Annotated in this window: 24 protein-coding genes and 1 pseudogene; 15 read left to right on the top strand and 10 right to left on the bottom strand. The window is 72.3% G+C overall.

Annotation, left to right across the window (positions count from 1 at the left end; all coding sequences use genetic code 11):
* The first annotated feature begins 90 nt into the window (after positions 1-90).
* Positions 91-1,119, top strand: coding sequence for a sigma-70 family RNA polymerase sigma factor (locus tag ABEA24_RS07045; RefSeq protein WP_345429842.1), 1,029 nt, complete (start codon positions 91-93; stop codon positions 1,117-1,119).
* Positions 1,120-1,196: 77 nt separating this feature from the next.
* Here the strand turns inward: ABEA24_RS07045 and ABEA24_RS07040 are convergent, their stop codons facing one another.
* Positions 1,197-2,372 (bottom strand): MFS transporter, encoded by a 1,176-nt coding sequence (locus tag ABEA24_RS07040; RefSeq protein WP_345429841.1) that lies wholly within the window; start codon positions 2,370-2,372, stop codon positions 1,197-1,199.
* Positions 2,373-2,567: 195 nt separating this feature from the next.
* Here ABEA24_RS07040 and ABEA24_RS07035 point away from each other — a divergent pair, with 195 nt between their 5' ends.
* Positions 2,568-2,972, top strand: coding sequence for a winged helix-turn-helix transcriptional regulator (locus tag ABEA24_RS07035; RefSeq protein ID WP_345429840.1), 405 nt, complete (start codon positions 2,568-2,570; stop codon positions 2,970-2,972).
* 51 nt (positions 2,973-3,023) lie between these two features.
* Here ABEA24_RS07035 and ABEA24_RS07030 read toward each other — a convergent pair whose 3' ends face one another.
* Positions 3,024-4,055 carry an alpha/beta hydrolase gene (locus tag ABEA24_RS07030; protein ID WP_345429839.1) on the bottom strand — a complete coding sequence of 344 codons (1,032 nt, stop codon included), beginning with the start codon at positions 4,053-4,055 and terminating at the stop codon, positions 3,024-3,026.
* A gap of 132 nt (positions 4,056-4,187) precedes the next feature.
* Positions 4,188-5,417 carry an MFS transporter gene (locus tag ABEA24_RS07025; protein WP_345429838.1) on the bottom strand — a complete coding sequence of 410 codons (1,230 nt, stop codon included), beginning with the start codon at positions 5,415-5,417 and terminating at the stop codon, positions 4,188-4,190.
* A 150-nt stretch (positions 5,418-5,567) separates the two neighbouring features.
* Here ABEA24_RS07025 and ABEA24_RS07020 point away from each other — a divergent pair, with 150 nt between their 5' ends.
* Positions 5,568-6,509, top strand: a complete 942-nt coding sequence (locus ABEA24_RS07020) for a LysR family transcriptional regulator (RefSeq protein ID WP_425551165.1) — start codon at positions 5,568-5,570, stop codon at positions 6,507-6,509.
* Positions 6,510-6,547: 38 nt separating this feature from the next.
* Here the strand turns inward: ABEA24_RS07020 and ABEA24_RS07015 are convergent, their stop codons facing one another.
* From ABEA24_RS07015 to ABEA24_RS07005, 3 genes and pseudogenes are all read right to left on the bottom strand, one after another.
* On the bottom strand, positions 6,548-6,721 hold the full coding sequence (locus tag ABEA24_RS07015) for an SDR family oxidoreductase (RefSeq protein ID WP_345429836.1): 174 nt from the start codon (positions 6,719-6,721) through the stop codon (positions 6,548-6,550).
* Positions 6,722-6,987: 266 nt separating this feature from the next.
* Positions 6,988-7,682: pseudogene (locus tag ABEA24_RS07010) on the bottom strand (iron-dependent transcriptional repressor DtxR).
* Between the two features lie 8 nt (positions 7,683-7,690).
* Positions 7,691-8,224: a YbhB/YbcL family Raf kinase inhibitor-like protein gene (locus tag ABEA24_RS07005; RefSeq protein ID WP_345429835.1), complete on the bottom strand. Its 534-nt coding sequence runs from the start codon at positions 8,222-8,224 to the stop codon at positions 7,691-7,693.
* Between the two features lie 162 nt (positions 8,225-8,386).
* Here ABEA24_RS07005 and ABEA24_RS07000 point away from each other — a divergent pair, with 162 nt between their 5' ends.
* The 3 genes from ABEA24_RS07000 to ABEA24_RS06990 all read left to right on the top strand — a co-directional run bounded on the left by ABEA24_RS07000 (position 8,387) and on the right by ABEA24_RS06990 (position 11,667).
* Positions 8,387-9,091 (top strand): GntR family transcriptional regulator, encoded by a 705-nt coding sequence (locus ABEA24_RS07000; RefSeq protein WP_345429834.1) that lies wholly within the window; start codon positions 8,387-8,389, stop codon positions 9,089-9,091.
* Positions 9,092-9,275: 184 nt separating this feature from the next.
* Positions 9,276-10,469 (top strand): YncE family protein, encoded by a 1,194-nt coding sequence (locus tag ABEA24_RS06995; RefSeq protein ID WP_345429833.1) that lies wholly within the window; start codon positions 9,276-9,278, stop codon positions 10,467-10,469.
* Between the two features lie 61 nt (positions 10,470-10,530).
* Positions 10,531-11,667, top strand: coding sequence for a PucR family transcriptional regulator (locus tag ABEA24_RS06990; RefSeq protein ID WP_345429832.1), 1,137 nt, complete (start codon positions 10,531-10,533; stop codon positions 11,665-11,667).
* 18 nt (positions 11,668-11,685) lie between these two features.
* Here the strand turns inward: ABEA24_RS06990 and ABEA24_RS06985 are convergent, their stop codons facing one another.
* Entirely contained in the window at positions 11,686-12,705 is a 1,020-nt protein-coding gene (locus ABEA24_RS06985; RefSeq protein WP_345429831.1) for a LacI family DNA-binding transcriptional regulator, read from the bottom strand.
* A 133-nt stretch (positions 12,706-12,838) separates the two neighbouring features.
* On the opposite strand from ABEA24_RS06985, the gene ABEA24_RS06980 reads away from it, so the two are divergent.
* From ABEA24_RS06980 to ABEA24_RS06970, 3 genes are all read left to right on the top strand, one after another.
* Positions 12,839-13,852: a nucleoside hydrolase gene (locus ABEA24_RS06980; RefSeq protein ID WP_345429830.1), complete on the top strand. Its 1,014-nt coding sequence runs from the start codon at positions 12,839-12,841 to the stop codon at positions 13,850-13,852.
* Positions 13,849-14,781, top strand: a complete 933-nt coding sequence (gene add, locus ABEA24_RS06975; protein ID WP_345429829.1) for an adenosine deaminase — start codon at positions 13,849-13,851, stop codon at positions 14,779-14,781. Before ABEA24_RS06980 ends, add begins: the two co-directional genes overlap by 4 nt.
* A 133-nt stretch (positions 14,782-14,914) precedes the next feature.
* Positions 14,915-16,159 (top strand): outer membrane protein assembly factor BamB family protein, encoded by a 1,245-nt coding sequence (locus ABEA24_RS06970; RefSeq protein WP_345429828.1) that lies wholly within the window; start codon positions 14,915-14,917, stop codon positions 16,157-16,159.
* Positions 16,160-16,322: 163 nt separating this feature from the next.
* Here ABEA24_RS06970 and ABEA24_RS06965 read toward each other — a convergent pair whose 3' ends face one another.
* Positions 16,323-17,090: an SDR family NAD(P)-dependent oxidoreductase gene (locus ABEA24_RS06965; protein WP_345429827.1), complete on the bottom strand. Its 768-nt coding sequence runs from the start codon at positions 17,088-17,090 to the stop codon at positions 16,323-16,325.
* A 157-nt stretch (positions 17,091-17,247) separates the two neighbouring features.
* Between ABEA24_RS06965 and ABEA24_RS06960 the strand changes: the two genes are divergently transcribed.
* A complete protein-coding gene (locus ABEA24_RS06960; protein WP_345429826.1) occupies positions 17,248-18,471 on the top strand; it encodes an SLC13 family permease in 1,224 nt (407 codons plus the stop codon).
* A gap of 6 nt (positions 18,472-18,477) precedes the next feature.
* Entirely contained in the window at positions 18,478-18,960 is a 483-nt protein-coding gene (locus ABEA24_RS06955; RefSeq protein ID WP_345429825.1) for a universal stress protein, read from the top strand.
* A 4-nt stretch (positions 18,961-18,964) separates the two neighbouring features.
* On the opposite strand, the gene ABEA24_RS06950 is transcribed toward ABEA24_RS06955, so the two are convergent.
* Positions 18,965-19,732 (bottom strand): DedA family protein, encoded by a 768-nt coding sequence (locus tag ABEA24_RS06950; RefSeq protein ID WP_345429824.1) that lies wholly within the window; start codon positions 19,730-19,732, stop codon positions 18,965-18,967.
* A 105-nt stretch (positions 19,733-19,837) separates the two neighbouring features.
* On the opposite strand from ABEA24_RS06950, the gene ABEA24_RS06945 reads away from it, so the two are divergent.
* From ABEA24_RS06945 to ABEA24_RS06930, 4 genes are all read left to right on the top strand, one after another.
* Positions 19,838-20,365, top strand: coding sequence for a SigE family RNA polymerase sigma factor (locus ABEA24_RS06945; protein ID WP_345429823.1), 528 nt, complete (start codon positions 19,838-19,840; stop codon positions 20,363-20,365).
* A 1-nt stretch (position 20,366) separates the two neighbouring features.
* A complete protein-coding gene (locus ABEA24_RS06940; RefSeq protein ID WP_345429822.1) occupies positions 20,367-21,266 on the top strand; it encodes a hypothetical protein in 900 nt (299 codons plus the stop codon).
* Between the two features lie 123 nt (positions 21,267-21,389).
* Positions 21,390-22,859, top strand: a complete 1,470-nt coding sequence (locus ABEA24_RS06935) for an AlkA N-terminal domain-containing protein (protein ID WP_345429821.1) — start codon at positions 21,390-21,392, stop codon at positions 22,857-22,859.
* Positions 22,860-22,878: 19 nt separating this feature from the next.
* Complete coding sequence (locus ABEA24_RS06930; RefSeq protein WP_345429820.1) at positions 22,879-23,454, top strand: methylated-DNA--[protein]-cysteine S-methyltransferase; 576 nt, start codon at positions 22,879-22,881, stop codon at positions 23,452-23,454.
* A 27-nt stretch (positions 23,455-23,481) separates the two neighbouring features.
* Here ABEA24_RS06930 and ABEA24_RS06925 read toward each other — a convergent pair whose 3' ends face one another.
* Positions 23,482-24,339 (bottom strand): helix-turn-helix transcriptional regulator, encoded by an 858-nt coding sequence (locus ABEA24_RS06925; RefSeq protein WP_345429819.1) that lies wholly within the window; start codon positions 24,337-24,339, stop codon positions 23,482-23,484.
* Positions 24,340-24,355: the final 16 nt, after the last annotated feature.

The raw sequence follows: 24,355 nt of genomic DNA, 5'->3' as shown, positions 1-24,355 counted from the left end.
AGGGGGCGCTCGGCAACCGCCCCCTTCGCCCCTCGGCCGGCGTCCATACAGGGTGGAAGCGCGACAGGGCGCAGCAGAGAGGTGGCGAGAGTGGAGTTGGTGAGAGCCGACCTGATCAGCAGGGCTCGGGCTGGGGACGGCGAGGCGTTCCGAGCGCTGACCGAGCCGCACCGCCACGAGCTACAGGTGCACTGCTACCGGATGCTCGGGTCCTTCCAGGACGCCGAGGATGCCCTCCAGGACACCATGTTGGCCGCCTGGCGGGGTCTTGGAGGGTTCGACGGGCGCGCCTCGCTCCGCACCTGGCTTTACCGGATCGCCACCAACCGGTGCCTCGACGCGCTTCGCTCGGCCAGCCGACGACCCGCCAAGGAGTGGGACATCCCGGGCGTTGAACCGCCCGAGCCGACCCGACTCGGTGAAGTCGTATGGCTCGAGCCATTTCCCGACGCCCTCCTCGAAGGCGCGATCAACCTGCCGCTCGGCCCGGAGGCCCGCTACGAGCAGACCGAATCGATCTCCTTGGCCTTCGTGACCGCGCTTCAGGTCCTGCCGCCCCGCCAGCTCGCCGTCCTCATCCTGCGCGACGTCCTCGGATTCCACGCGAACGAGGTGGCCGACATGCTGGATTCGACCGTCGAATCGGTCAAGAGCGCCCTCAAACGGGCGCGCGCCGGCCTGCAGCGCCGCCGACCGCCGACCGCCGACCGCGAATCGCCTCCCGCCGCCGACTCGCCCGCCGAGGATGCGATCGTGGCGAAGTTCGTCAGCGCGTACGAGTCCGCCGACATCGACGCGCTGGTGGCCCTGCTGACCGACGACGTCTTCATGTCCATGCCACCGCTGCCCCTCGAATACCAGGGCCGAGACGTCGTGGCCCGCTTCTGCACCGACATGTTCGGCTCGGGCCGAAGGTTCGACCTCGTGCCGACGCGAGCCAACGGTCAGCCGGCGTTCGCAGCCTACCTGCGCGCCCCAACCGGCATCCGCCATGGGACCGGCCTGTTCGTCCTCACCCTCGCAGGCGACCGGATCTGCGCCATGACCCGCTTCGAAAACAGCGTGCTCCCATCGTTCGGGCTACCCCGATCACTCCCTCATCTCCAGAGGCCGGGATAAACCTCAATGAATCCGGCAGATCATCACATATGCGCTTGCCGCATAACGGACTCCTGATCGGTTTCGGGTCGGTGGCGTCAGGCGGGGACGCGGTCGGCCGGGGCGGTGGCCGCGCGGCGGTCCCGGCGCAGCAGCAGCGCCGCGATGCCCAGGCCGGCCACGGTGAGGAGCGCGCCGGCGAGGGGGATCGCCCGCAGCCCCGGGCCGTCGTCGATGATCCGCCCGCCCAGCCAGCCGGCGAACGCGGCGGCGAGCTGGAAGCCGGAGGCGTTGACCGCGACGGCGAGGGCGGGGGCCGCGCCGGCCGCGGTCACCACCCGCGTCTGCATCCCGGGGATGATGGCGAAGGCCAGCGCCCCGACGGCGAAGGTCAGGACCGCCGTGGGCGTCTTGAGGCCGCCGGTGAGCCAGAACACGGTCAGGACGCCGGCGAGTACGGCGAGCAGCCCGGCCAGCGCCGGCATCAGCGCCCGGTCCGCCAGCCGGCCTCCGGCGAAGTTCCCGAAGATCGCGCCGGCGCCGTAGACGAGGAGCAGGACCGGGACGACATTCGCGGCGAACCCGCCGACGTCAGTGAGCAGGGGCGTGATGTAGATGAAGACCGTCACGACGCCGACGTTGCCCACCGCGGTCAGCGCGATGGCGAGCTGAAGCTCGCGGTTCGCGAGGACCCGCAGCTCACCGCGGACCGATCCGGTCGTGGCCGGGGGCTGGGCGGGGACGAACCGCAGCACGAGCAGCAGGGCGGCGGCGCTGAAGGCCGCGACCGCGAGGAAGGTCGCCCGCCAGCCGAGGTGCTGGCCGACGAACGTGCCGATCGGCGTGCCGAGGATGATTCCCAGGTTCATCCCCAGGGCCACCTTCGCGACGCTGGACGCCTGCCTGCCGGCGGGGGCCGTGGAGATGACTGTGGCGATGGCGACGGCGAAGAACGTGGCGACGACGAGGCCCGCGACGAACCGCGACAGCAGGAGGATCAGGTGGTCCGGCGCCGCCGCCGAACCCAGGTTCCCGAGCACCGAGACCGCGATGAGGCCGGCGATGAGCGGTTTTCGGGCGGCCCGGGCCGTGAGCACGGTGATGACCGGACCGCCGATGATCATGCCTGCGGCGTAGGCGGTGACCAGCAGGCCGGCCGCCGGGATGGACACCGACAGGTCGGCGGCCACGTCGGGCAGGATCCCGGCGATCACGAACTCGCCGGTGGTGAGCCCGAAGACCACGAGCATGAGGGAGAACACAGAGACAGGCATGGCAGAACTCGTTCTGTCGACAAGAGGTGATCGGTGACAAGGCGGCGGGCAGGGGAGCGCGCCGCACGCGACGTCCGCCCGCACCCGCGGCCGGGCGCGGTGACGCGGTCCGTCACGTGACGATCTTCGGCGCGACGGTTACGATGCGGCAAGTACCTACCTAAAAGTCAGGTACTTACCTGGAGGTGTGTTCGCATGTCAGGGCGCAGGTGCCAGACGTTCGTCGGCGGGCTGGACGCCGCCATCGACGTGGTCGGCGGCAAGTGGAAGGTGCTCATCCTGTGGACGCTGAGCGGCGGCCCGAAGCGGTTCGGTGAGCTCAAGCGCTCGCTGGACGGGGTGAGCGAGAAGATGCTGATCCAGCACCTGCGCGAGCTCGAACGCGACGAGGTGGTGCACCGCGAGGTGCACAACGTGGTGCCGCCGAAAGTGGAGTACTCCCTCACCGCGTTCGGCACCACCCTCATCGAGGCCCTGCGGCCGCTCGGCGACTGGGGGTGTGAGCACAAGACCCGCCTGGAGGCGATCAGGAACGCCCCGGACCACGCGGCCGGCGCTCCCGTTCCCGCGGGCACGGCGCGGGGGGCCATGGAGACCTGACCTTCCGGTCATGTACGAGCACGCGTGGGAGAAAAAGGGTGGCTCAGCGCGTCATTCTCGACGGGAGTGCCCGAGTATGCGGCTCAGCCACTGGGTTCGGGCGTGGCGGGCTTCGCGAGTGAGGGCCGCGGTGGGGGCGACCGAGTCGAAGCCGTGAAAGGCGCCGGGCCAGACGTGGAACTCGGCATCGCCGCCGGCACGCCAGATCGCGTGAGCGTAGGCGACGTTCTCGTCTCGGAAGGTCTCCGCCGAGCCGACGTCGATGTAGGTGGGCGGCAGCCCGCTCAGGTCGGTGGCGCGGGCGGGGGCGGCGTAGGGCGGCAGGTCCGGAGCGCCGTACTGGTCGCCCAGGTAGGCCTGCCAGGCGACGGCGGCCGAGGACCTGTCCCATAGGCCGATGCCCGCCATCTGGTGGGCGGAGGGGGTGTCGAGGCGGTCGTCGAGCATCGGGCACTGCAGGAGCTGCCCGATGGGTGTCGGTCCGTCGCCCCGGTCCCGGTTGAGCAGGGCCAGGGCCGCGGCGAGCCCGCCGCCGGCGCTCTTGCCCCCGATGATCACGCGTTCGCCGTCGATGCCGAGTTCGTCCGCGTGGCCGACGGTCCACAGAAGTCCCGCGTGGCAGTCTTCCAGCGGCCCCGGATAGGGCGTCTCCGGCGCCAGCCGGTACTCCACGGACACGACGGCCAGGCCAAGCGGGGCGGACCAATCGCGGAGAATCTTCGGCAGGACGGACCAGGCGTTGCCCGTGATCATCCCGCCGCCGTGCATGTAGTACAGCACCGGCAGCGGCCGGGCGGCGTCGGCGGGACGGGCGTACACGAGCGTGACGTCCGGACCTCCCTCGGCACCAGGCACGCTCAGCTCCTCGACGGCGAAGCGGCCGTCGGCCCGCAGCTCGGCCGCGGTGGGGAGGGGCCGGCTCGCGGCGTCTCGTTGGCGCTGGGCTGCGAGATTCTCAGGAGTGAGCCGTTCCCCCGACAGATCGCCCAGGGCCGTCAAAGCGGCGCCCAGCTCGGCGTCGAACGGCGGGGCCGTCCGTACGGCGATTGCTTTGGAGGCCAGGGCGCCCCGGCGCCCGGTCATGACGCGCCGCGCCGGCAGGCGAAAAGACGGCCTCGGGCCGTGCTGAGCCGCCGGCCCCCGGCAGGCACGGCTACAACGCCAGATATCGGTGTCATGGCGATCATGGCCCCAGCAAACCACGGACAGCGCCGGTCACGGCTGGTGGCTGCGGGCCGGTTCCGGCTCGTGCTGCGACGTCTGGCCGTGTCGGGGAAGCAGGAGCGGGGTGGCCAGGATGAGCAGTCCCGCGACCGTGAGAGCGGTGCGTGGGCTGGTGACGTCGGCGAGCAGCCCGGCGAGCGCGGTGAAGACGGCGATGGACGCCTGCTGGCCGATCGACCAGGCCGACAGGGTTCGGGCGACGAGATGCCTGGGGGTGTGTTCGAGCCGGTAGGTGGCGAGCACCGGGGTGTACAGGCTCATGCTGATGATGATCGCCAGCTCGACGGCTATCACGGTGACGAGACCGACGACGCCGGGACGGACGAAGGCCAGGCCGATCAGCCAGATGGCGCGCAGGGTACCGACCGTCCGGAAGACCCCGTGCTGGCCGTAGCGGGCCACGACACGGCGGGCCAGCCGGGAGCCGATGAGTCCGCCGACGCAGGGGGCGGCGAAGGCGAGGCCGTACTGCCAGGGCGGGAACCCGAGCTGGCGAAGCAGGAGCACGGCCAGCAGCGGCTCGGTGGCCATGATCAGACCGCCGACGAGCATGTTGTTGAGGTAGAGCGCCCGCAAACCCGGATCGCCCAGGATGTGTCGCCAGCCGTCGAGCAATGCGCCCGCCCGGACCAGGCTTTTGCCGGTTGCCTGCGGCGCTTCTTCTCGGCCCTGAATCGCGGTGATGCCCAGCGCGGAGAACAGGTAGCTGAGCGCGTCGGCTACCACGGTGGTGACCGGCCCGAACAGGCCGATCGCCGCTCCGCCCAGCGGTGGCCCGACCGCGATGGAGCTCCAGTTCGTGGACTCGAACCGCGCGTTGGCCACGAGCAGGTCATCCGGCCGGACGAGGGTCTTGAGGTAGGCGCCGCTGGCCGCGTTGAAGGCGATCTTGGCTGCGGCGACCACGGCCGAGATCACGAGCAGCTGGACGAAACTGAGCCAACCGACGGCGTAGGCGACCGGGATCGTCGCCATGACCGCAAACCGGGTCAGGTCCATCGCGATCATGACCGGGCGCTTGCGCCGAAACTCCACCCACGGCGCGAGTGGCACCGCGATCAGCGCGCCCACCGCAGGCCCCATCGCGGACAGCGCGGACACCTCAGCGGGGCCGGCATGCAACACCAGCACGGCGATCAGCGGGAATGCCCCGAACCCCAGCCCAGACCCATAGGCGCTCACCGCATAGGCCGCCCACAGCCAGCCGAACTGCCGACCCAACGGTCTCCTGCCCACCATGCTCAGCGCGCCCCTTGATGTCCCACCCGAACAAACCGACGTTGACCAGTGAGAGCTAAGCGAGCAGCACAACAGCAGGTCAAACAACCGCACTGCCGGCGATTCACAACCATCCGTTGTTCACTAAGGTCGATCGGCGTGGATCTCGAAGCAGTACGTACCTTCGTCGCCATCGCAGAAGCGGGCCAGTTCCAGGAGGCCGCCGCCGAGCTGGCGGTCACCCCGCAGGCCGTCTCCAAGCGCATCGCCGCGCTGGAGCGCAACCTCGGCGTGCGGCTGTTCACGCGCGCCCCCCGCGGCGCCGAGCTCACCATCGATGGGCAGGCGTTCCTGCCCCACGCGCGCGAGCTGCTGCGCGTCGCCGAGCGCGCGGTCGCGTCCGTGCGCCCGGGCAGCCGTCCGCTGCGCGTCGACGTGATCGCCTCGCGCACCGCGGCGTCGGGCCTGATGCGCGGCTTCCACCGCGCGTACCCCGAGATCGAGCTCGACGTGGTGATGCTGTTCGACATCGAGACGGCCGTCGCCGACATCCGGTCCGGGATGATCGACGCGTCCTTCCGCGCCGTCGCCGTGCCCGGCCGGCCCCTTCCCGAGGACATCGAATCCGTCCGGGTGCTCGACGAACCACTCCAGCTCCTCACCGGCCCCGCCCACGCGCTGGCCGGCGCCCGGTCGGTGACCCTCGCTCAGCTCGCCGGGCAGCGGATCTGGATTCCCGGCCTCGTCCCCGGTACCGAGTGGGCCGCCTACTACGACGATCTCGTCGCCGAGTTCGGCCTCACCATCGAGGCGACCGGCCCCAACTTCGGCTCCGACGCGCTCCTCGACACCATCGCCGACACCCCGGCCCTGGCCACCTTCATGGGCGAGCAGACCCGCCTCATCTGGCCCGCCGACCACGGCCTGCGCCGCATCCCGGTGACCGGCCCCACGCCCGTCTACCCGCACTCGCTCCTGTGGCACCGCGACAACCCCCATCCAGCGCTGGCCACCCTCCGCGCCCACCTCTCCGCCGCAGCGGCCGGCCACGGCGCCGCCGGGACCTGGGCACCGGGCTGGGTGATTCCGCGCTGAACGGCCCCCGCCGCTCGTGATGGCGTGTCGCCCGCAGGTCAGATCCGGTTCTCACCGCCGTCGACGTACAGGTTGGCTCCGAGGAGGAAGCTGCTCTGCTCGGTAGCGAGGAAGGCCACCACGTTGGCGACCTCGTCCGGGCGCCCGATCCGGCCCAGTGGGACACCCGCGGCGAACTGTGACTTGGTGAGGGCCGTGTCTCCCGCGACCATGGCGTCGAGTCCAGGAGTTCGGCGTCCAAGGATCCCTCGCCGGCGACGACCTCCGGCAGGTGGCCGACATGGCCTTGCGAAGCTGGCCACCTGCCTGACGGCTCGACGACCGAGGGTGCCGGCGGAGGATCCGCAGAGCGGAAGCGGAGATCGCTCGTACCCGAGATGCCCGGACGCTCCAGTGCCGCAACGAGGATGGCCCTCGACCGCGATCGTGGTCGAGGGCCATCCTCGTGCCTGCATGGGTGCAGGCGCCCTGGCCGGGCTCAGCGCTTGGCCACGAAGACGTGCGCGGCGGTCCGCGTGGGGAGCTCGGCGGCCTCCCCGCCGCTGCCGACCAGCACGCCGCCGGGCGACGACGTCACGCTCACGAACGCGCCGGCCTGCACCCCGGCGTGCCGCAGGGTGTACATCAGCCGGGGGTCGGTCTGGATCGGCTCCCCGATGCGCCGTACGACCGCGCTCGCGCCGTTAGGCCCGAGCTTCAGGTCGCTGAGGCTGACCATGCTCTCGTCGAGGAACGGATCCACGGCGCTCGTCCCGCCGAGCTCCTCCAGGCCCGGGATCGGGTTGCCGTAGGGCGACTCCCTCGGGTGCCGCAGCAGCTCCAGGACGCGGCGTTCGACGGCCTCGCTCATCACGTGCTCCCAGCGGCAGGCTTCGGCGTGGACCTGCTCCCACTCCAGCCCGATCACGTCGACGAGCAGGCACTCCGCGAGCCGGTGTTTGCGCATGACGCGCGTGGCGATCCGCCGGCCCTCTTCCGTCAGCTCCAGATGTGCCGGTCGCCGGCGACGCGCAGCAGACCGTCGCGCTCCATACGGGCGACGGTCTGGCTGACCGTGGGGCCGCTCTGGTTCAGACGCTCGGCGATGCGGGCGCGCATGGGGACCACGCCTTCCTCCTCGAGCTCCAGGACGGTGCGGAGGTACATCTCCGTGGTGTCGATGAGTCCGGACATGCCGTTCGTCAGGCGGGGGTTTCGGCGGTTGCGGTCAGGATCGCGCGGCCGAGGATGTGGCCGGCCATGGTGAAGCCGAGGAAGGCCGGGGTGGCGTCGGCGGGAACGCCGATGGACTCGGCGTCGAGGGCGTGCACCACGATGAAGTAGCGGTGCGGGCCGTGCCCGGCCGGCGGGGCGGCGCCGATGAAGCGGGCCACGCGGGCGTCGTTGGGCAGCTGGAAGGCACCCTCGGGCAGGCCCGAGCCGGTGTCGTCGCCGGCGCCCTCGGGCAGTTCGGTGACGGTGGCGGGGACGTCGGCGACCGCCCAGTGCCAGAACCCGGACCCGGTGGGGGCGTCGGGGTCGTAGACGGTGACGGCGTAGCTCCTGGTGCCTTCCGGGGCGCCGCTCCAGGACAGCTGCGGGGAGACGTCCTTCCCGCCGGGGACGCCGGAGGAGAACTGCTCGGGCGACCAGGCGGCGCCGTCGGTGACGGTGGTGCTGGTAACGGTGAAGGAGGCCGCCTCGGGGAGGCGGGCGAAGGGGTCGTTGGCGCTCATCGCGTCGTTGTTCCTTTCGGGCCGTGCTGTGGGGTGACGGTGATGCGGCCGGCGGAGGGCCCGCCGCGTCGCGGAGAGGCAACCGCCGTCGTCTTTCATCGACCGTCAGATCGACCATAACACGGATAATCGATTATCTACTCGATCGTCTATGCTGTCGGCATGACCCAGACGGCCCACACCTCGACCTCGTCGGGGAAGCAAATGCTCTCCGAGCAGGTCTACGCACACCTGCGGGACATGATCATGCGCGGGGACTACGCCCCCGGTGACGCCCTCAAACCGCAGGACCTCGCCAAGGAACAGGGCGTGAGCCTGGCCGTCGTGCGTGAGGCGCTCGTGCGGGTGGTCGGCGAGGGCCTCGCCGACCGGCTGCCCAACCGCGGCTTCGCCGTCCCGGCCTTCTCCGACCGCCGCTGGCAGGAGATCGCGGAGGCCCGCCGGACCATCGAGCCGGTCGTGCTGCGCATGTCCATCGAGCGCGGCGACGTCGACTGGGAGGCCCGCGTACGAGGCGCCCACCACCGCCTGGCCCGCACCCCGGCGTACGTGCCGGAGGAGGGCGAGTACTACAGCGGCGCCTGGTCCGAAGCCCACCGGGTCTTCCACCGCACCCTGCTGGAGGGCTGCGGCAACCCCGTCCTGCTCGAGACCTTCGACCGGATGTGGACCGCGAGCGAGCTGGCTCGCCGCTGGTCGGCGCACCGCGATCCCGACCGCGACGGCGCCGACGAACACCGCCGGCTCGAGGAGGCGGCGCTGGCCCGTGACGCCGACACCGCGGCCGAGGTACTGGCCCGGCACCTGACCATGACCGCGGCCGCACTGACCGGCCGCACCCACCACGAACCCGCGAAGGAAGCCTGACACGCCTCGCCGGCCCGGACGACTGACAGCGCGGCCGATGACGCCTCCGCGTACGGCCGGGCGGTTGTCGATGGGCGACAGCGGAGCCGCACGACGTTGGCGCCGGTGATCTGTGCGGCGGCGCACGCCGTACGGAGACTTGACGCGGTGCCGTGCTGACGGCGGCGATCGGTGAGGAGACGCGATGTCCGGCAGGAGACTCAGGGCCCTGATGATCTGCGCGGCGACGGCCGCGGTGCTGTCCGTTCCGGTGAGCCCGGCCGGTGCCGCCGGGCTGCGGGACGTGTTGTTGGTCGGCAACAGCCAATCCGGCAGCGTCAGCTTCATCGACGGGCGCACGTACCAGAACCTCGGGACGTTCGACGTCATCGGCGACCTGCAGCAGCGGCTCGACGAGATGGACCCGATCCAGCGGGCCGGGTACGAGACGGTCAAGCAGATCGAGGGCGGCGACCGGTTCGTCGACGACGTGCAGCTGTCCCCGGACGGCAGGACGCTGTACGTCTCGCGCGGCAACCTCGACGACGCGGCGGCGTACGACCTGGTGGCGAAGCGGCAGCTGTGGCACACCCGGCTGGACGGCTTCCACGCCGACCACGCGGCGCTGTCCCCGGACGGCAAGAAGTACGTGATCTCGGCGACGACCGCGCAGGTCGCCGAGGTGCTGGACACCGCGACCGGAGCGGTCGTCGGGAAGTTCGCCACCGGCACCTACCCGCACCAGAACGACTACACCGCCGACGGCAAGTACATCTACAACTCCAGCATCGGGGTGACGTCGCTGTCGCAGGCGCTCGAGGGGCTCAAGGGCACCTTCCAGCTGACGAAGGTCGACGCCTCCACCCTCAATGTGGTCAAGACCTGGAAGCTCCCGCACGGGATCCGGCCGAACCTCATCGCGCCGGACGGCAACACCTTCTACGCCCAGCAGTCCTACCTCAACGGCTTCATCAAGTACGACCTGGCGCAGTCGAAGATCGTGGCGACGGTCACCATGCCGTACAGCGACCACGGCAAGGCGCTCAAGCCGGACGACTACCCGCAGAACTCCGCGCACCACGGCCTGGCGCTGTCCGGGGACGGCTCGAAGCTGTGCGACGTGGGCACGATCGACGACTACACCGCGATCGTCAACACCGCGGACCTGTCCACCAAGGGCATCGTCAATTATTCGACGGACAGCCTGCCGTACTGGGGGACCAGCAGCGTCGACGGAACGCGCTGCTTCGTCTCCCTGAGCAAGGCGAACGCCGTGTCGGTCGTCGACTACGCGACGGCGACAGAGGTCGCCCGCGTCCCCGTCGGCGTCTTCCCCCAGCGGGAGCGGATCGGCCAGGCCGCCCCGGAGGCCATCGCGGCCCTGACCCCTGCGGGCTGATCCGGTCCACACTGGGCGTCACGGGAGGAGCTCCCGTGACGCCCAGTGCCAGGAGACGAACATGACGGATCGCGCCGTCCTCCGCCGTCTCATGGAGAAGATGCGCGCCGATCCGGGAACCCTCGAAGCCGTCGTCGAGGCCGCCCGCGCCGAGTCCCCGCCGATCGCGGTGCTGCCGGTGCAGGAGGTCCGGCGGCACATCGCGGCGCTGCTGGCGGTGGTGTCGGCGGCGTTCATCGACGAGTCGGGGCTGAACGAGGACGACGCGCGGGTCGCCGACCGGCTGGCCACCGACCGGGCGCTGCAGGGGGTTTCGCTGGCGGCGCTGCTGGACGGGTTCCAGGCGGCGCGCTCGTACATCCTGAAGCGGCTGCTGAACGAGGCCCGTTCGGCGGGAGTGTCCCTCGACGGGCTGATCGAGGAGCTCATGGAGCTCGACGCGTACGCGAACGGGCTGCAGAACCGGCTCATCCACGCGTTCCGGGAGACGGAGCTGAGCCTGGCGCACTCCGCGCACGCCGCCCGCGTGCAGGCGCTGCGGGACCTGCTCGCCGGCGGCCCGGTGTCGGCCGCCGCCGGCGCCGGCCTGGACTCCCGTCGGCGGTACTACTGCCTGGTCACCGATGTCGGCGACCCACGGGAGGCACACCGTACGGAGGCGGCGCTGGGCCTGCCGGACGGCGTGTCGGGGCTGGTGGACGGCCGGTTGTGCGCGGTGACGACGCGGCCGCCCGCCGAGGCCGCGATCCTGGTGGTGGCCGGTCCGGCGGTCTCACCCGGCGAGCTGGCCGAGGTGTACCGGCTGTGCCGTACCGCGCTGGCGTCGGCGCGACGGCGTGGGCTGGACGGGCTGTGGGAGCTAACGGCGCTGGCGGTCCCGATGGCCCTGGACGCCCATCCCAAGCTCGGTGAGATTCTCGTCCGGGAGCGCCTTCCGGGCCTGGACCCCGGGGACGAGTTCCACCGGCTCCTGGCCGAGACGGCCCTGACGTACCTGGAGCACGGCGGGCGCGCCGATCGGACCGCCGCCGCGCTGCACGTCCACCCGAACACCGTCAAGCACCGGCTGCACCGCCTGGCCGCGCTGACATCGTTCGGCGAGCCGGTGCCCCCGGCGGAGACCCTGGCCGGCGCCCTCCGCTGGCACTGGGCGCTGCGGACGTGGCTCGGCGTTCGCCCGGATCCGCATCGCGAATGAGTTCCGGGCCGGCGACCGTCACCGCGACGTCGGGGATTCGCAACCGCAGCTTGCACGCTGGATCAGCGAGACCGGGAGGATCTCCTCCCCGCCCGGCCTCTCGTGACCTTGCCATGCCCGGTCGAGGCCGGCGATGGCGGAGCGCGCCATGCGCTCGGCCGGCACGCCGATCGTCGTCAGCGATGGATTGGTGAACGCGGTCTCCGGTACGCCGTCGAAGCCCACCAACGCGATGTCGTCCGGCACGCGCAGGCCGGCCTCGGCCACGGCGTGCAGAGCGCCGACGGCGAGTTCGTCCGTGGCGGCGAAGACGGCGGTCGGCCTGGCCTTGTGCTCGAGGAGTCTCCTCATGCTCGCGTGGCCGCCGGCCCGGGTGAACGCGCTTCGGGATCGCACCCGCCGGTGCTCCGGGACACCGCGTTCGGCCAGTGCCCGCCGCCATCCGGCGACCCGCGCGCCGACCGGCCCGGCGTCGTCGGGGCCGGCGAGCACGGCGACGTTCTCATGACCGTGGTCGAGCAGGTGCGTGGTCGCCAGCCGTCCGCCGCCGTCGTTGTCCGCCAGGACCACGGCCGAGAGGGTGTCCGGCGGCGCATGGTGGACGTACACGGCCGGGACCGGTGCCGAGGCGAGGGCGTCGAGGGCGCGCGGGCTGTGCCGGGCGCTGACGACCACCAGCCCCTCCACCCGGGAATCGAGGAAGGCGTGCAGGTACGCCTCCTCGCGGTCGGGGTCGAAGCCGGAGTTGCCCACGACGACGAGCCGCCCCGCGTCGAAGGCGGCGGCCTCGATCGCCTGCCCCAGCGACGCGAAGAACGGGTTGGCCGTATCCGGCAGCAGGACGCCGATCACCCCGCTGCGCTTCGCGCGCAGCGCCCGCGCCACCCGATCGGGGCGATAGCCGAGCTCCGCGATCGCCTGCAGGACGCGTTCGCGCGTCGCCGCGGCCACCGGGCGCGGGCCGTTGTTGATGACGTAACTCACCACAGCCGTCGACGTCTGTGCGCGGCGGGCGACGTCCGCCAGCGTGACACCCAACGTTCCCCCTGACTCTCGGCACTCGGCCATCCGACGCCACAGCGTCGCATCCCGCGCCGGCATCCGCCACCGCCCACTTCCATGTCACCCTCTCGCTCCTCTAAGGTATCTAATCGATTAGATCGGAGATCGGATGAACGACGACGGCGGGACACCGGACCGGGGCACCGACCCCCTTCGCCTGGTGATCGACACGGATACGGCATCGGACGACGCGGTCGCCCTGCTCCTCGCGTGCGCGGAGCCGATGACGGAGATCGAAGCGGTGACGACCGTCGCCGGGAACGTGCCGCTCGACGTGGCGACCCGCAACGCGCTGATCACTCTGGGCATGGCGGGCCGAGGTGACGTACCGGTGTATCCCGGCTGCGCGCGACCCCTGCGCCGCCCGCCGGAGACCGCGCAACACGTCCACGGCGCCGACGGCATGGGAGACGTGGGTCTGCCCGATCCGGCACGGTCCGCGCAGTCCGCGCACGCGGTCGAGCGGCTCCTCGAACTCGCCCGCTCCAGGCCCGGGGAGCTCACGCTGGTCACGCTGGGACCCCTGACGAACATCGCCGCGGCCCTGGTGCGGGACCGTGACCTCCTGCGCAGGTTCCGTCACGTCTACAGCATGGCCGGGGCCTCCGACGCTCAGGGGAACGTCAGCCCGGTCGCCGAGTTCAACGTTTGGGCGGACCCGGAGGCCGCCGCCGTCGTGCTCGACGCCGGCGGGCCCATCACCTTCGTCGGCTGGGACGTGTCCCGGCGGTATGCCGTGCTGGATCCCGACGATCAGGCCAGGCTGCTCGCGATGGGCACCGTCCGGGCCGACTTCGCGCATCGGATCAACCGGAGCGTCGCGGAGTGGGCGGCCACGGTGACCGGCCTGAAGGGATACGACCTGCCCGATCCCATCGCGATGGCGGTGGCCCTGCGTCCGGAGATCGCGCGAGTGATCGAGCGCGTGCACGCGACAGTGGCGGTCGGGGACGAGGCACGCGGGGCTCTTCTCGTCGATCGGCGGGTGAACGCGCCCGCCGGCAACGTGGATCTCGTGCGCGTCGTCGATTCCGCGGCGTTCAAGGAGATGCTCTTCGAGGCCTGCGCAAAAGGGCCGCGCATGGCGGACACCCTGGTGCACGGCGCAGGGGGACCCCGATGACCGGGCGAATCGAACTGCACTGCCACCTGGACGGCTCGGTCCGGCCGGAGACCATCCGCCGCCTGGCCGCGGCCCAGGATCTGACGCTGCCGGGGCCGGTGGACAAACTCGCGGTGGCCCCGCCCTCGTGCAGGACGTTGCCCGAGTACCTGGGGTACATCGATATCGCCCTCGACGTGCTGCAGCGGCCGGAGGCGCTGCACCAGGTGGCGGTGGAACTGGTCGAGGACTGGGCCGCCGACGGCGTCGGCCACGGGGAGGTGCGCTTCGCCCCACAACTGCACCAGCGGGCCGGCCTGCGGCTCGAGGAGGTCCTGGACGCCGTGGACGAGGGCTTGGTCGAGGGAAGCCGCAGATGGGGCGTGACCACGAGCCTGATCCTGTGCTGCCTGCGGCACCAGCCGCCCCGGATCAGCGCCGAGGTCGCCCGTCTCGCACTCGACCGCCGCGATGTCGTCGCGGGGCTGGACCTCGCCGGGGACGAGACGATGCCCGGAGCGCCGCACCGGGAGGCCTTCGACGCCGCCCACGCCGCCGGTCTTCCGGTGACGATCCATGCCGGTGAGGCCGCCGGCGCCGACAGCGTGTGGGAGGCGCTCGACGTGCTCGGCGCCCAGCGCATCGGCCATGGAGTCCGCAGCGCGGAGGACCCGGCGCTGCTGAGCCGGCTGCGCACGGACGACATCGTGCTGGAGATGTGCCCGACGTCGAACGTGCAGACCGGCGCGGTGACCACGCCGGCCGCCCATCCCATCGACACGCTCTTGCGGCAGGGGGTCCCCGTCACCGTCAGCACGGACGCCCGCACGGTGTCGAACACCACCCTCGGCCGAGAGTTCGAGAGCCTTCGCGCGATGTTCGGGTGGACGGCCGCGCAGGAACGCGAGTGCCAGGACAACGCCGGCCGCGGAGCCTTCCGCGCCCCGTGAGCGGATGATCACTACCGTTTTCTGCTTGAAACCGTCGTCCATGATCTGGAGGCCCTGAATGGCCGGTGGCAACTCGATATCCCAGAAGCGGGAGAAAGCCGCCGTGCCGGGCCCGAGCGGAAGGACGGCGAGGGTGCGCTGGTGGCTCCGGCGTCCGCGGGTGATCATCCCGGTGGCCGTGGCCGCCTTGGTGCTGGTTGCGACGGGCGTGCGCTACCTGCTCGACGACGGCATGTCGGGGCCGTCCGGGCCGTTTCCGCGTCCGGTGGCCACGCAGGCGCCGGCGGGCGTGCCGCAGCTGGTGGCCACGACCCCGGAGGGGCCCGGAAGGATGCAGATCTACGGCGGGGTGGCGATCAACGGAGCTCTCAAGTTCTTCGGCGGTCGGGGCGATGCCGTGCGAGCCGTCGGTATCGCCACCGGCAGGACGTACTGGAAGTACAAGCAGAAACATGCCCAGCCGATCGGATTGGATCGCACAACCGGCGACGTGTACGTCGACGGGCGACACGACCTCGTGAAGATCAACGTGCGTACTGGGCGGATCCGCTGGTCCAGGCCCACCCCCGGCTACTTCCCCAACGAGCACGCCATCGTGTCCGGCACGGGGACGCTCGTGATATTCGACGACTACGGCAGCGGCGGAGATATGACCGGGATCGATCCCGTGACGGGGCGAACCCGGTGGACGAGCGCCCACAGCTGCGACAAGGTGAAAAGGACCACGGTGGTGGTCGGCGGAACACTCGCCATGGCCTGTGGGCTGGCAGACGACGTAGTGCGCGGCGTCGACCTGGCGACCGGGAAACAGCGATGGCAACAAGAACAGTCTTCCGACTTCTCTGTACTGGACGACGGGCAGGGCCACGTCGCGGTATCGGCCAAGGATGGATTCGATCTGCTCGATCCCGCGACGGGCAAGGTCCTCCGGCACCACCTCACAAAAGGTGAGGTAACGGTCGCGTTCAGCGATGGAATGCGGCTCAGTGCCTGTGCGCTCGGCAAGAGCCGAGGGATGTGCGGGAGTGACGCGGACACCGGAGAACGGCTGTGGAGCAGCGCCTTCCCCGGCCATCCGGCCGGATACGTCCCAGGCGACCCCGGCAACCGCGCATACGCCACCGTGGCCGACGGACGGGTCTACAGCCTCTCTGCGATCGACACCCCACAGAGAGAGGTCGACCAGATCGTCGTGTTCGACCTCCGCACCGGCAGGCGTCTCGCCGACTGGTCACTCGATGGCTTGACCATGAGCCAGGTACCCCTGACCATCGCCGATGGCGTACTCGCCGTCCACAAAGACGACGTAGCGGGGGCTGTCGGCCTGTACGCCGACCGCCCCGACCTGCACCGTACCCGCCATCTCTTCTTCCAGTAACGCCACCTGCGAGAGCCTGGCCGCGCCGACGTCCTTCGATGAATCCGGTGCCGCCGGGGGAGTCCTCGCGGGCGCGCTGTGCCGGCGGTGGGCGCTGCACGCCTGGCTCGACGGACGCGGCCGCTGAAGCTGAAGAGCACCGGGGACGGAGGCCGCCGCCCGGTCAATGGGCGGAGAACCCGCCGTCGACGAAGATCGCCTGGCCGGTGACGTAGGCCGACGCGGCGCTCGCGAGGAACACGGCCGCGCCGGCGAAGTCGGCGGGCTCGCCGTTGCGGCCGATCAGGGTGCGCTCGGCCATCGCGCCCTGGCGTTCGGCGGGGATGTGGGCGGCCAGCGGCGTCACCACGAAGCCCGGCACGAGCGCGTTGACGCACACGCCGTGCGGCGACCATGCCTCGGCCTGCGACCGGGTCAGCGCGACCAGCCCGCCCTTGGAGGCGCCGTAGGCGCCGCTGTTGCTGAAGGCCCGGAAGGACTGCTGGGAGGCGATGTTGATGATGCGGCCGTGGCCGCGGCGGGCCATGCCCGGGCCGAACCGCCGGCCGAGCAGGTGCGGGGCGTCGAGGTTGACGGCCATCGTCCGGTCCCAGGTGTCCTCGTCCACGTCGTCCATCGGCGGCCGCAGGTTGATCCCGGCGCAGTTGACGAGGATGTCCGGCTCGCCGAACGGCTTGGCGGCCTCCTCGGCGGCCCGGTGCACCTGAGCGCGGTCGGCCAGGTCGGCCGGGACGTACGCGGCGGGGCGGCCGTGGGACTCCAGCTCGGCGGTCGTCTCCCGCAGTTCGGCCTCGCGGCGGGCGATGAGGACCACTCGTGCCCCGGCCCGGGCCAGGGCGACGGCGATGGCCCGGCCGATGCCGGAGCTGCCGCCGGTCACCACCGCGACACGGTCGTCGAGGGAGAAGAGGTCGTCCAGGAAACTCGTCACGGGCCGCCACCTTAGTGGACACAGGGGCGGGGGAATCGCGGCGACAACGGCAGTGAGATGCTGATACATCCAGGCGGGAGGCGGTTCCCCGGCGGACCGTACCGTTCGCTACCGGGAGGCCGCGCTGCACACCGTCGTCGCCGAGATCGTCTCCGTCGTGCTGCTGGTGGCGGTGCTGGTGTTCGCCGTCGCCCGTCCGCGCGGGCTGCCGGAGGCGGTGGCGGCGGTGCCGGCGGCCGGTGTCCTGGTGGCCGCCGGCGCGGTGTCGCCCGCCCAGGCGTGGGCGCAGACCCGCACCCTGCTCCCGGTGGTCGGGTTCCTGGCCGCGGTGCTGGCGCTGGCGCAGCTGTGCGACGACGAGGGACTGTTCACCGCGGCCGGGGACCTGGTGGCGCGCGCCTGTCACGGGCGGCCGGTGCGGCTGCTGGCCGGGGTGTTCGCCGTCGCGTCGCTGATCACGGCGGTGCTGAGCCTGGACGCGACGGTGGTGCTGCTGACCCCGGTGGTGTTCGCGACCGCCGCGCGGGTCGGGGCGCGGCCCCGCCCGCACGTGTACGCCTGCACCCACCTGGCCAACTCCGCGTCCCTGCTGCTGCCGGTGTCGAACCTGACGAACCTGCTGGCGTTCGCGGCCAGCGGGCTGTCGTTCGCGCGGTTCGCCGGTCTGATGGCGCTGCCGTGGCTGGCGGTCATCGGCGTGGAGTACGCGGCGTTCCGGTGGTACTTCCGGGGCGACCTGGCCGTCGTGCCGGGAGGGTCGCGGCCGGCCGGACGGCCGCAGGTGCCGGTGTTCACGGTCGTGGTGCTGGCGCTGACGCTGGCGGGGTTCGCGGTGACGTCGTTCACGGGCGTGAACCCGGCCTGGGCGGCCCTCGGCGGCGCGCTGGTGCTGGCGGTACGGGCGCTGCGGCAGCGGCGGACCACGGCGCGGGGGCTGGTGGTGGCCGCCGGTCCGCTGTTCTGCCTGTTCGTGCTCGCGCTGGGCATCGTGGTCAAGGCGGTCGTGGTGAACGGCCTGGACCGAGGCGCGGACCTGGTGCTGCCGCACGGGTCGGGCCTGCCCGCGTTGCTGGCGGTGGCCGGGCTGGCCGCGCTGCTGGCCAACCTGATCAACAACCTGCCCGCCGTTCTGGCGATGCTTCCGCTGGTGGCATCCGGCGGGCCCGGCCCGGTGCTGGCGGTGCTGATCGGGGTGAACCTCGGCCCGAACCTGACCTACGTCGGTTCGCTGGCCACCTTGCTGTGGCGGCGGATCCTGCGCGAGCACGACGCCGAACCCGGCCTGGGCGACTTCACCCGGCTCGGCCTGCTGACCGTACCGGCCACACTGGCGGCCGCGACCGTGACACTGTGGGTCGTGCTGGCGACGATCGGAGGCTGACCCACCGTGAAAGTGATCATCTGGGTCGCGGAGGGCACCTGGGAGGCCGCCGTCGACGCGGCCCGCGACCTGGCGCCGGCCGACGCCGACCTGACACTGCTGCACGTGACCGGCGACGAGATCGCCGCGGCCGCCCACCAGGCCTTCGCGGGTCTGCTCGGCCGGGGTCGCCGCGACCGCGATCCCGGCGCCCGGCTCGAGGCGCTGTCGCAGGCCGCCGCTGCGGACCTGCTGGAGGCGGCCACCGCCCGGCTCGGCCGTCCCGCGACCCGGCAGGCCCGCCACGGCCGGATCGAGCGCGAGGTCCTACGGGCCGCCGAGGACGCCGACCTGCTCATCTGCGCGCGCGACGGCGCCCGCGACCGGCTGGGGCCCCGCAGCCTGGCCCCGCCGACACGGTTCGTCGTCGACCACGCGCCCTGCCGTGTGCTGCTGGTGTGGCCGGAGCCGGCCCCGGGCCTGGACTCCCTCCCGCCCCCGCCGGGCTGAGGGGTCAGCGGTCCGAGGCGACCTCGGGCCGGTCGGCGGGCCCGGTGGTGTCCTCTGCGGTGTCCTCTGCGGTGTCCTCTGCGGCGGCCGGTTCGGCGCGGGCGTCACGGCGGCCGCGCATGCTCCGTACGGCCAGGACCGCGACGACCAGGCCGATCGCGGCCCACGTGCCGTAACGGGAGATGGTCTTGGCGACGTCGACGGCGTCCTGGCCGAGGTAGTAGCCCAGGCCGGTGAGCATGCCGATCCACAGCAGCGCGCCGAGCGCGTCCAGGATCACGAACGTCACCAGGCGCATCCCCGTCCATCCGGCGATGACGAACAGCAGCGCCGCCGGGACGGGCACGTAGTAGGCGACGACGAGGCCGACCCAGCCGAGCCGGTGACCGAGGCGTTCGGCGCGGGCGATCAGCCGCTCGCCCCGGGCGCCGCGCCCGGCCGCGAGCGTGAGCATCCCCCGGCCCCACAACCGTCCCGCCCACCAGAAGAACGGGTCGAACATGATCATGCCGGGCACGGCGGCGAAGACCGCCAAGGGCAGGGACACCTCCCCGACCCGGGCGAACGCCCCCGCGGTGACGATCGAGGTCATGCTGCCGGTCAGCAGCTCGAGCAGCACCGGATTCCGGCCGATCAGCAGCGGCCGCAGCGGGATGAGCGCCAGGCCGTACAGGCCGCTCAGCGCGATCCCGGCCCAGCAGATCAGGTCGGCGCGGCGCGGCCGACCCGTCCAGGGCAGAGCGGGCTGTGGTCTTTCCCCCGTGGCCGACATCCTCCGATGGTAGGCCGTCGGTGCCGAGGTCCGGCGCGCCGACGGCTTCCGGCATAGCGGCGGGCCCGGCGCGCGTCTACGGGGGTACATGACGAGAGGAGACCCGTGAACGCTGAGGCGCGTCGGCAGTTCACCGAGTTCGTCGCCGCGCGGACGCCGAGCCTGCTGCGGCTGGCGTACGTGCTGACCGGCGACCGGCACGCGGCAGAGGACCTGCTGCAGAGCGCCCTGACCAAGACGGCGGGCCGCTGGGGGAGTGTGCGCGACAGCCCCGAGGCCTACGTGCGCAAGGCGATGTACCACGAGCAGGTGGGCCGCTGGCGCAGCCCGCGATGGAGGCGCGAGACGGTCAGCGCGGACATGCCCGAGCCCGTGGTGGCCGACCGGAGCGAGGAGGTCGATCTGCGGCTCGCGCTCGAGCGCGCGCTGCTGGCCCTGCCGCCCCGACGGCGGGCCGCGATCGTCCTGCGCTACTTCGAGGACCTGCCCGAGGCGGAGGTCGCGCGGATCATGGGCTGCTCGGTCGGGACCGTCCGCAGCCAGACCGGCCGCGCGCTGGCCCGGCTGCGTGAACTCGTGCCCGACTTCGCGGCCTTGGTCGAGGCGCCCCCGGCCGGATCGATGAGGAGTTGAGATGACCGTACGCCAGAACGAGATGCTCGAGGACACGTTGCGGCGGATGGCCGACCGCACCGAGGCCGGTGAAGGGCTGCCAGAACGACTCGCCGAACAGGCTCTGCGCGGGGCGTCCCGGCGGCGCGCCGCGCGGATCGGCGTGGGAGCGGTGGCGGCCGTCGGCGGCGTCGCCGCCGTGGCGCTGATGCCGATCGCATCCGGAGACGGCCGGGCCACGCCCGTGGCGGCGCGGCCACGGCCGGTCGCGACCGGCCGTGCCGTGCTGCCCGCCAATACGGCGGCCCAGCTCGCGATGGTCCGTGCGTGCATGGTCGGCGACCCGAACATTCCATCGCCGCCGCGCCGGCCGACGCCCGGCGCCGCGGCCGATCACGGGCGCACCGGGCCGGGAACCCACGTACGTGACTTCCGGGTCCTGGCCACCTACCGGGACTCCCGGGGCCAGGCGGTGTTCCTCGGCAGCACCGTCGCGCACCGCGTATGCAACCTCGACACGTCCGGGCGCCCCAGCCCGAGCGATCGGACCCCAGGGCAGACCGCCGTCAACTGGTGGCACTTCCCCGCCTTCACCGGGCCGATCTCCCTGGAAGATCAGGCCGGCGGCGTGCTCAGCACCAAGGAACAGAGCCGGAGCCGGGCCTACGCGGAGGGAATCGAGGAGCACCTCGCCGGTTGCGTCACCCCCGACGTCGCTCGGGTGACCGTCACCCTGCCCGGCGGGCGGGCCCAGGACGCCGCGGTGTCGAACGGGTTCTTCCTCTGGCGGGCGGCCCGGACCGGGGCCTCCCTGGCCGGGGCCGGGCAGGAGAAGGAGGTGATCGTGCGAGCCTATGATCGCGGCGGCCGCGTGCTGAAGACCGTGACGCGCCGCGTCGACGCGGCGGTCCTGCCGCGATGACCAGGGCCGAATGCCGCGGGGGAGGCCCGTGGTCGTGCTGATCCGCCCGGCGCCGGGCGGCCCGCAGCATGATGTCGGATTTTCGCTAGCAGAACGCGGTGGCCACCGGCAATGCTTGTCGGTATGCATGAGGACGTGGAACGCTGCGTACGCGCCGTGCAGTCCAAGGACGCCCGGTTCGACGGATGGTTCTTCACCGCGGTGCTCACCACGGGGATCTACTGCCGTCCCAGCTGCCCGGTTGTGCCGCCGAAGCCGGAGAACATGCGGTTCTTTCCCAGCGCCGCGGCGGCCCAGCAGGCCGGGTTCCGGGCGTGCAAGCGATGCCGCCCGGACGCCAGCCCCGGCTCTCCGCAGTGGAACGAGCGCGCCGACCTGGTCGCCCGCGCGATGCGGCTGATCGCCGACGGGGTGATCGACCGGGAGGGCGTGCCGGGCCTGGCCGCCCGGCTCGGTTACAGCACCCGTCAGATCGAGCGCCAGCTGCGCGCCGAGCTCGGCGCCGGTCCGCTCGCGCTCGCCCGCGCCCAGCGCGCCCAGACGGCCCGGCTGCTGATCGAGACCAGCTCCCTGCCGATGAGCGACGTCGCGTTCGCTGCCGGGTTCGCCAGTGTGCGGGCGTTCAACGACACCGTGCGGCAGGTGTTCGCGATGTCCCCGACCGAGCTGCGCGACCGGGTCGCCCGCGGGCACCCCGCCGCGGCCTCCGGCGCCCTGTCGGTGCGGCTGCCGTTCCGCGCGCCGCTGTGCCCCGACAACCTGTTCGGGCACCTGGCGGCGACCGGTGTGCCCGGCGTCGAGGAGTGGCGCGACGGCGCGTACCGGCGCACCCTGCGCCTGCCCCACGGCCACGGGGTCGTCTCATTGCGGCCGGCTCCCGATCACATCGCCTGCCGCCTGCACCTGACCGACCTGCGGGACCTGTCCATCGCCATCAGCCGCTGCCGGTGGCTGCTGGACCTGGACGCCGACCCGGTGGCCGTCGACGACCTGCTGCGCGCCGACCCGCTGCTGGCCTCGCACGTCGACAAGGACCCCGGCCGCCGGGTGCCACGCACCGTCGACCCCGCCGAGTTCGCCGTACGGGCCGTCCTCGGCCAGCAGGTGTCGACCGCGGCCGCCCGTACTCACGCCGCCCGGCTCGTCACCGCCCACGGCGAGACCGTCGACGACCCCGAAGGCGGCCTGACCCACCTGTTTCCCGGCATGGACGCCCTGGCAGCGCTGGACCCCGAGACGCTGGCGTTCCCCCGGGCGCGCCGTACGACACTGACCACGCTGATCGGCGCGCTGGCCCGCGGCGAGATCGACCTGGGCGCGGGAAGCGACTGGGGGCGGGCGCGGGAGCTGCTGTCGGCGCTGCCGGGCCTGGGACCATGGTCCGTGGAGATGATCGCGATGCGGGCGCTCGGCGACCCGGACGCGTTCGTCCCCACCGACCTGGGCATGCGCACCGCCGCACGGGAGCTGGGCCTGCCCGTCACCCCCGTGGCCCTCACCCGGCACGCTGTGGCCTGGCGGCCCTGGCGCGCGTACGCGGTGCAGTACCTGTGGGCGACCGGACAGCACGCGATCAACCGGCTGCCCGCCTGACCTTGGAGAAGGAGCACTGATGCAGCACCGGGCGTACACGGTGATGGACAGTCCCGTCGGCCCGCTGACCCTGGTCGCGGCCGACGGCGTCCTGACCGGCCTGTACATGGACCGGCAGCGGTACCGGCCAGAGGAGCACACCTTCGGCGAGCTTGATCCCGCGCCGTTCGGCGCGGCCGTACGGCAGCTGGAGGAGTACTTCGACGGCCGGCGGACGGTCTTCGACCTGCCACTCGCCCTGACCGGCACGGCGTTCCAGCGGCGCGTCTGGGCGGAGCTGTGCGAGATCCCCTTCGGTGAGACCGTCTCCTACGGCGAGCTCGCCGAGCGGATCGGCCGCCCCACCGCCGCCCGCGCCGTCGGGCTGGCCAACGGCAAGAACCCCGTCGGGATCATCGTGCCCTGCCACCGCGTCGTCGGTTCCTCCGGCGACCTGACCGGATACGGCGGCGGTCTGAACCGCAAGCGGCACCTGCTCGCGTTCGAGCAGCGCGCCGACGCGCGCACCGAGGATCGTGCGCCGATGGCCCCGCTGCCCTCCGAACCCGCGGGGGACGGCGCCGAGCCACTGTTCAGCGCCCACACGGCTCCATGAGGCGGGAGGGAGCTCCGCGCGGCGGCCTCAGGCCTCCCGGACGCTGAGATCCTGGGTGCCGACCACCCTCAGCAGGTGCAGCGCCTCATGTGACGGGGTGCCCGGCGCGGCCGTGTAGAAGATCGTCCACTGGTCGCGGTGCGGGTCGTGCAGCGCCTCGTAGTCCAGGTCCAGCCACCCGACGAGGGGATGGTGCAGCCGTTTGCTCGCCGAGCGGCGGACCTGGACGTCGTGCCGGGCCCACAGTTCGCCGAACTCCGGGCTGGCCGCGCGGAGCCGCCCGACCAGGCGGCGGATGCCCGCGTCGTGGGGGTAGCGGGCCGCCGCCGCGCGCAGGTCGGCGACCGACTCCCGCGTGAACCGCCACGCACCGTCCTCGTCATGCCGGGCGCGGGCCTCCGGATCGGTGAAGAACCGCCAGATCAGGTTGCGCTCGCCCGGCGGCAGGCGGGAGAAGTCCCCCAGCAGGGCGGCCGCCATCGCGTTCCATGCCGGGACCTCGTAGGTGGCGTCGAACACCAGCGCCGGGGTGTCGTCGAGCCGGTCCAGCAGGTGCAGCACCCCGGGCCGTACGTCGCGGACCGGCGCCGGCGGCGGGCCGGGCACCTCCCCGCCCAGGTGGTACAGGTGATCGCGCTCGTCGTCGGACAGGCGCAGCGCCCGGGCGATCGCGGCGAGGATCTGCCGTGACGGCCGCGGGCCCCGGCCCTGCTCCAGGCGGATGTAGTAGTCCACCGACATGCCGGCCAGCTGCGCGACCTCCTGCCGGCGCAGGCCGGGGGTGCGCCGCCGCGGCCCGCCCTCCAGCCCGACGTCGGCCGGGCGTACCCGGGCGCGGCTGCGCCGCAGGAATCCGGCCAGCTCCGCTCGGTCGAGTTCGCTCACATCCCCAAGCGTGCCC

The organism is Actinoallomurus vinaceus, from assembly GCF_039542055.1.
GTDB lineage: Bacteria > Actinomycetota > Actinomycetes > Streptosporangiales > Streptosporangiaceae > Actinoallomurus > Actinoallomurus vinaceus.
Note: the sequence above shows the minus strand (reverse complement) of the source record. Positions and strands in the feature narration are given on the sequence as shown.

Excerpts from the sequence above, each read along its gene's own strand:
- ABEA24_RS07040 (WP_345429841.1), bottom strand. The coding sequence starts at position 2,372 with ATGCCTGTCTCTGTGTTCTCCCTCATGCTCGTGGTCTTCGGGCTCACC.
- ABEA24_RS07035 (WP_345429840.1), top strand. The coding sequence starts at position 2,568 with ATGTCAGGGCGCAGGTGCCAGACGTTCGTCGGCGGGCTGGACGCCGCC.
- ABEA24_RS07030 (WP_345429839.1), bottom strand. The coding sequence starts at position 4,055 with ATGACCGGGCGCCGGGGCGCCCTGGCCTCCAAAGCAATCGCCGTACGG.
- ABEA24_RS07015 (WP_345429836.1), bottom strand. The coding sequence starts at position 6,721 with ATGGTCGCGGGAGACACGGCCCTCACCAAGTCACAGTTCGCCGCGGGT.
- ABEA24_RS07005 (WP_345429835.1), bottom strand. The coding sequence starts at position 8,224 with ATGAGCGCCAACGACCCCTTCGCCCGCCTCCCCGAGGCGGCCTCCTTC.
- ABEA24_RS07000 (WP_345429834.1), top strand. The coding sequence starts at position 8,387 with ATGACCCAGACGGCCCACACCTCGACCTCGTCGGGGAAGCAAATGCTC.
- ABEA24_RS06995 (WP_345429833.1), top strand. The coding sequence starts at position 9,276 with ATGTCCGGCAGGAGACTCAGGGCCCTGATGATCTGCGCGGCGACGGCC.
- ABEA24_RS06990 (WP_345429832.1), top strand. The coding sequence starts at position 10,531 with ATGACGGATCGCGCCGTCCTCCGCCGTCTCATGGAGAAGATGCGCGCC.
- ABEA24_RS06980 (WP_345429830.1), top strand. The coding sequence starts at position 12,839 with ATGAACGACGACGGCGGGACACCGGACCGGGGCACCGACCCCCTTCGC.
- add (WP_345429829.1), top strand. The coding sequence starts at position 13,849 with ATGACCGGGCGAATCGAACTGCACTGCCACCTGGACGGCTCGGTCCGG.
- ABEA24_RS06950 (WP_345429824.1), bottom strand. The coding sequence starts at position 19,732 with ATGTCGGCCACGGGGGAAAGACCACAGCCCGCTCTGCCCTGGACGGGT.
- ABEA24_RS06940 (WP_345429822.1), top strand. The coding sequence starts at position 20,367 with ATGACCGTACGCCAGAACGAGATGCTCGAGGACACGTTGCGGCGGATG.
- ABEA24_RS06935 (WP_345429821.1), top strand. The coding sequence starts at position 21,390 with ATGCATGAGGACGTGGAACGCTGCGTACGCGCCGTGCAGTCCAAGGAC.
- ABEA24_RS06930 (WP_345429820.1), top strand. The coding sequence starts at position 22,879 with ATGCAGCACCGGGCGTACACGGTGATGGACAGTCCCGTCGGCCCGCTG.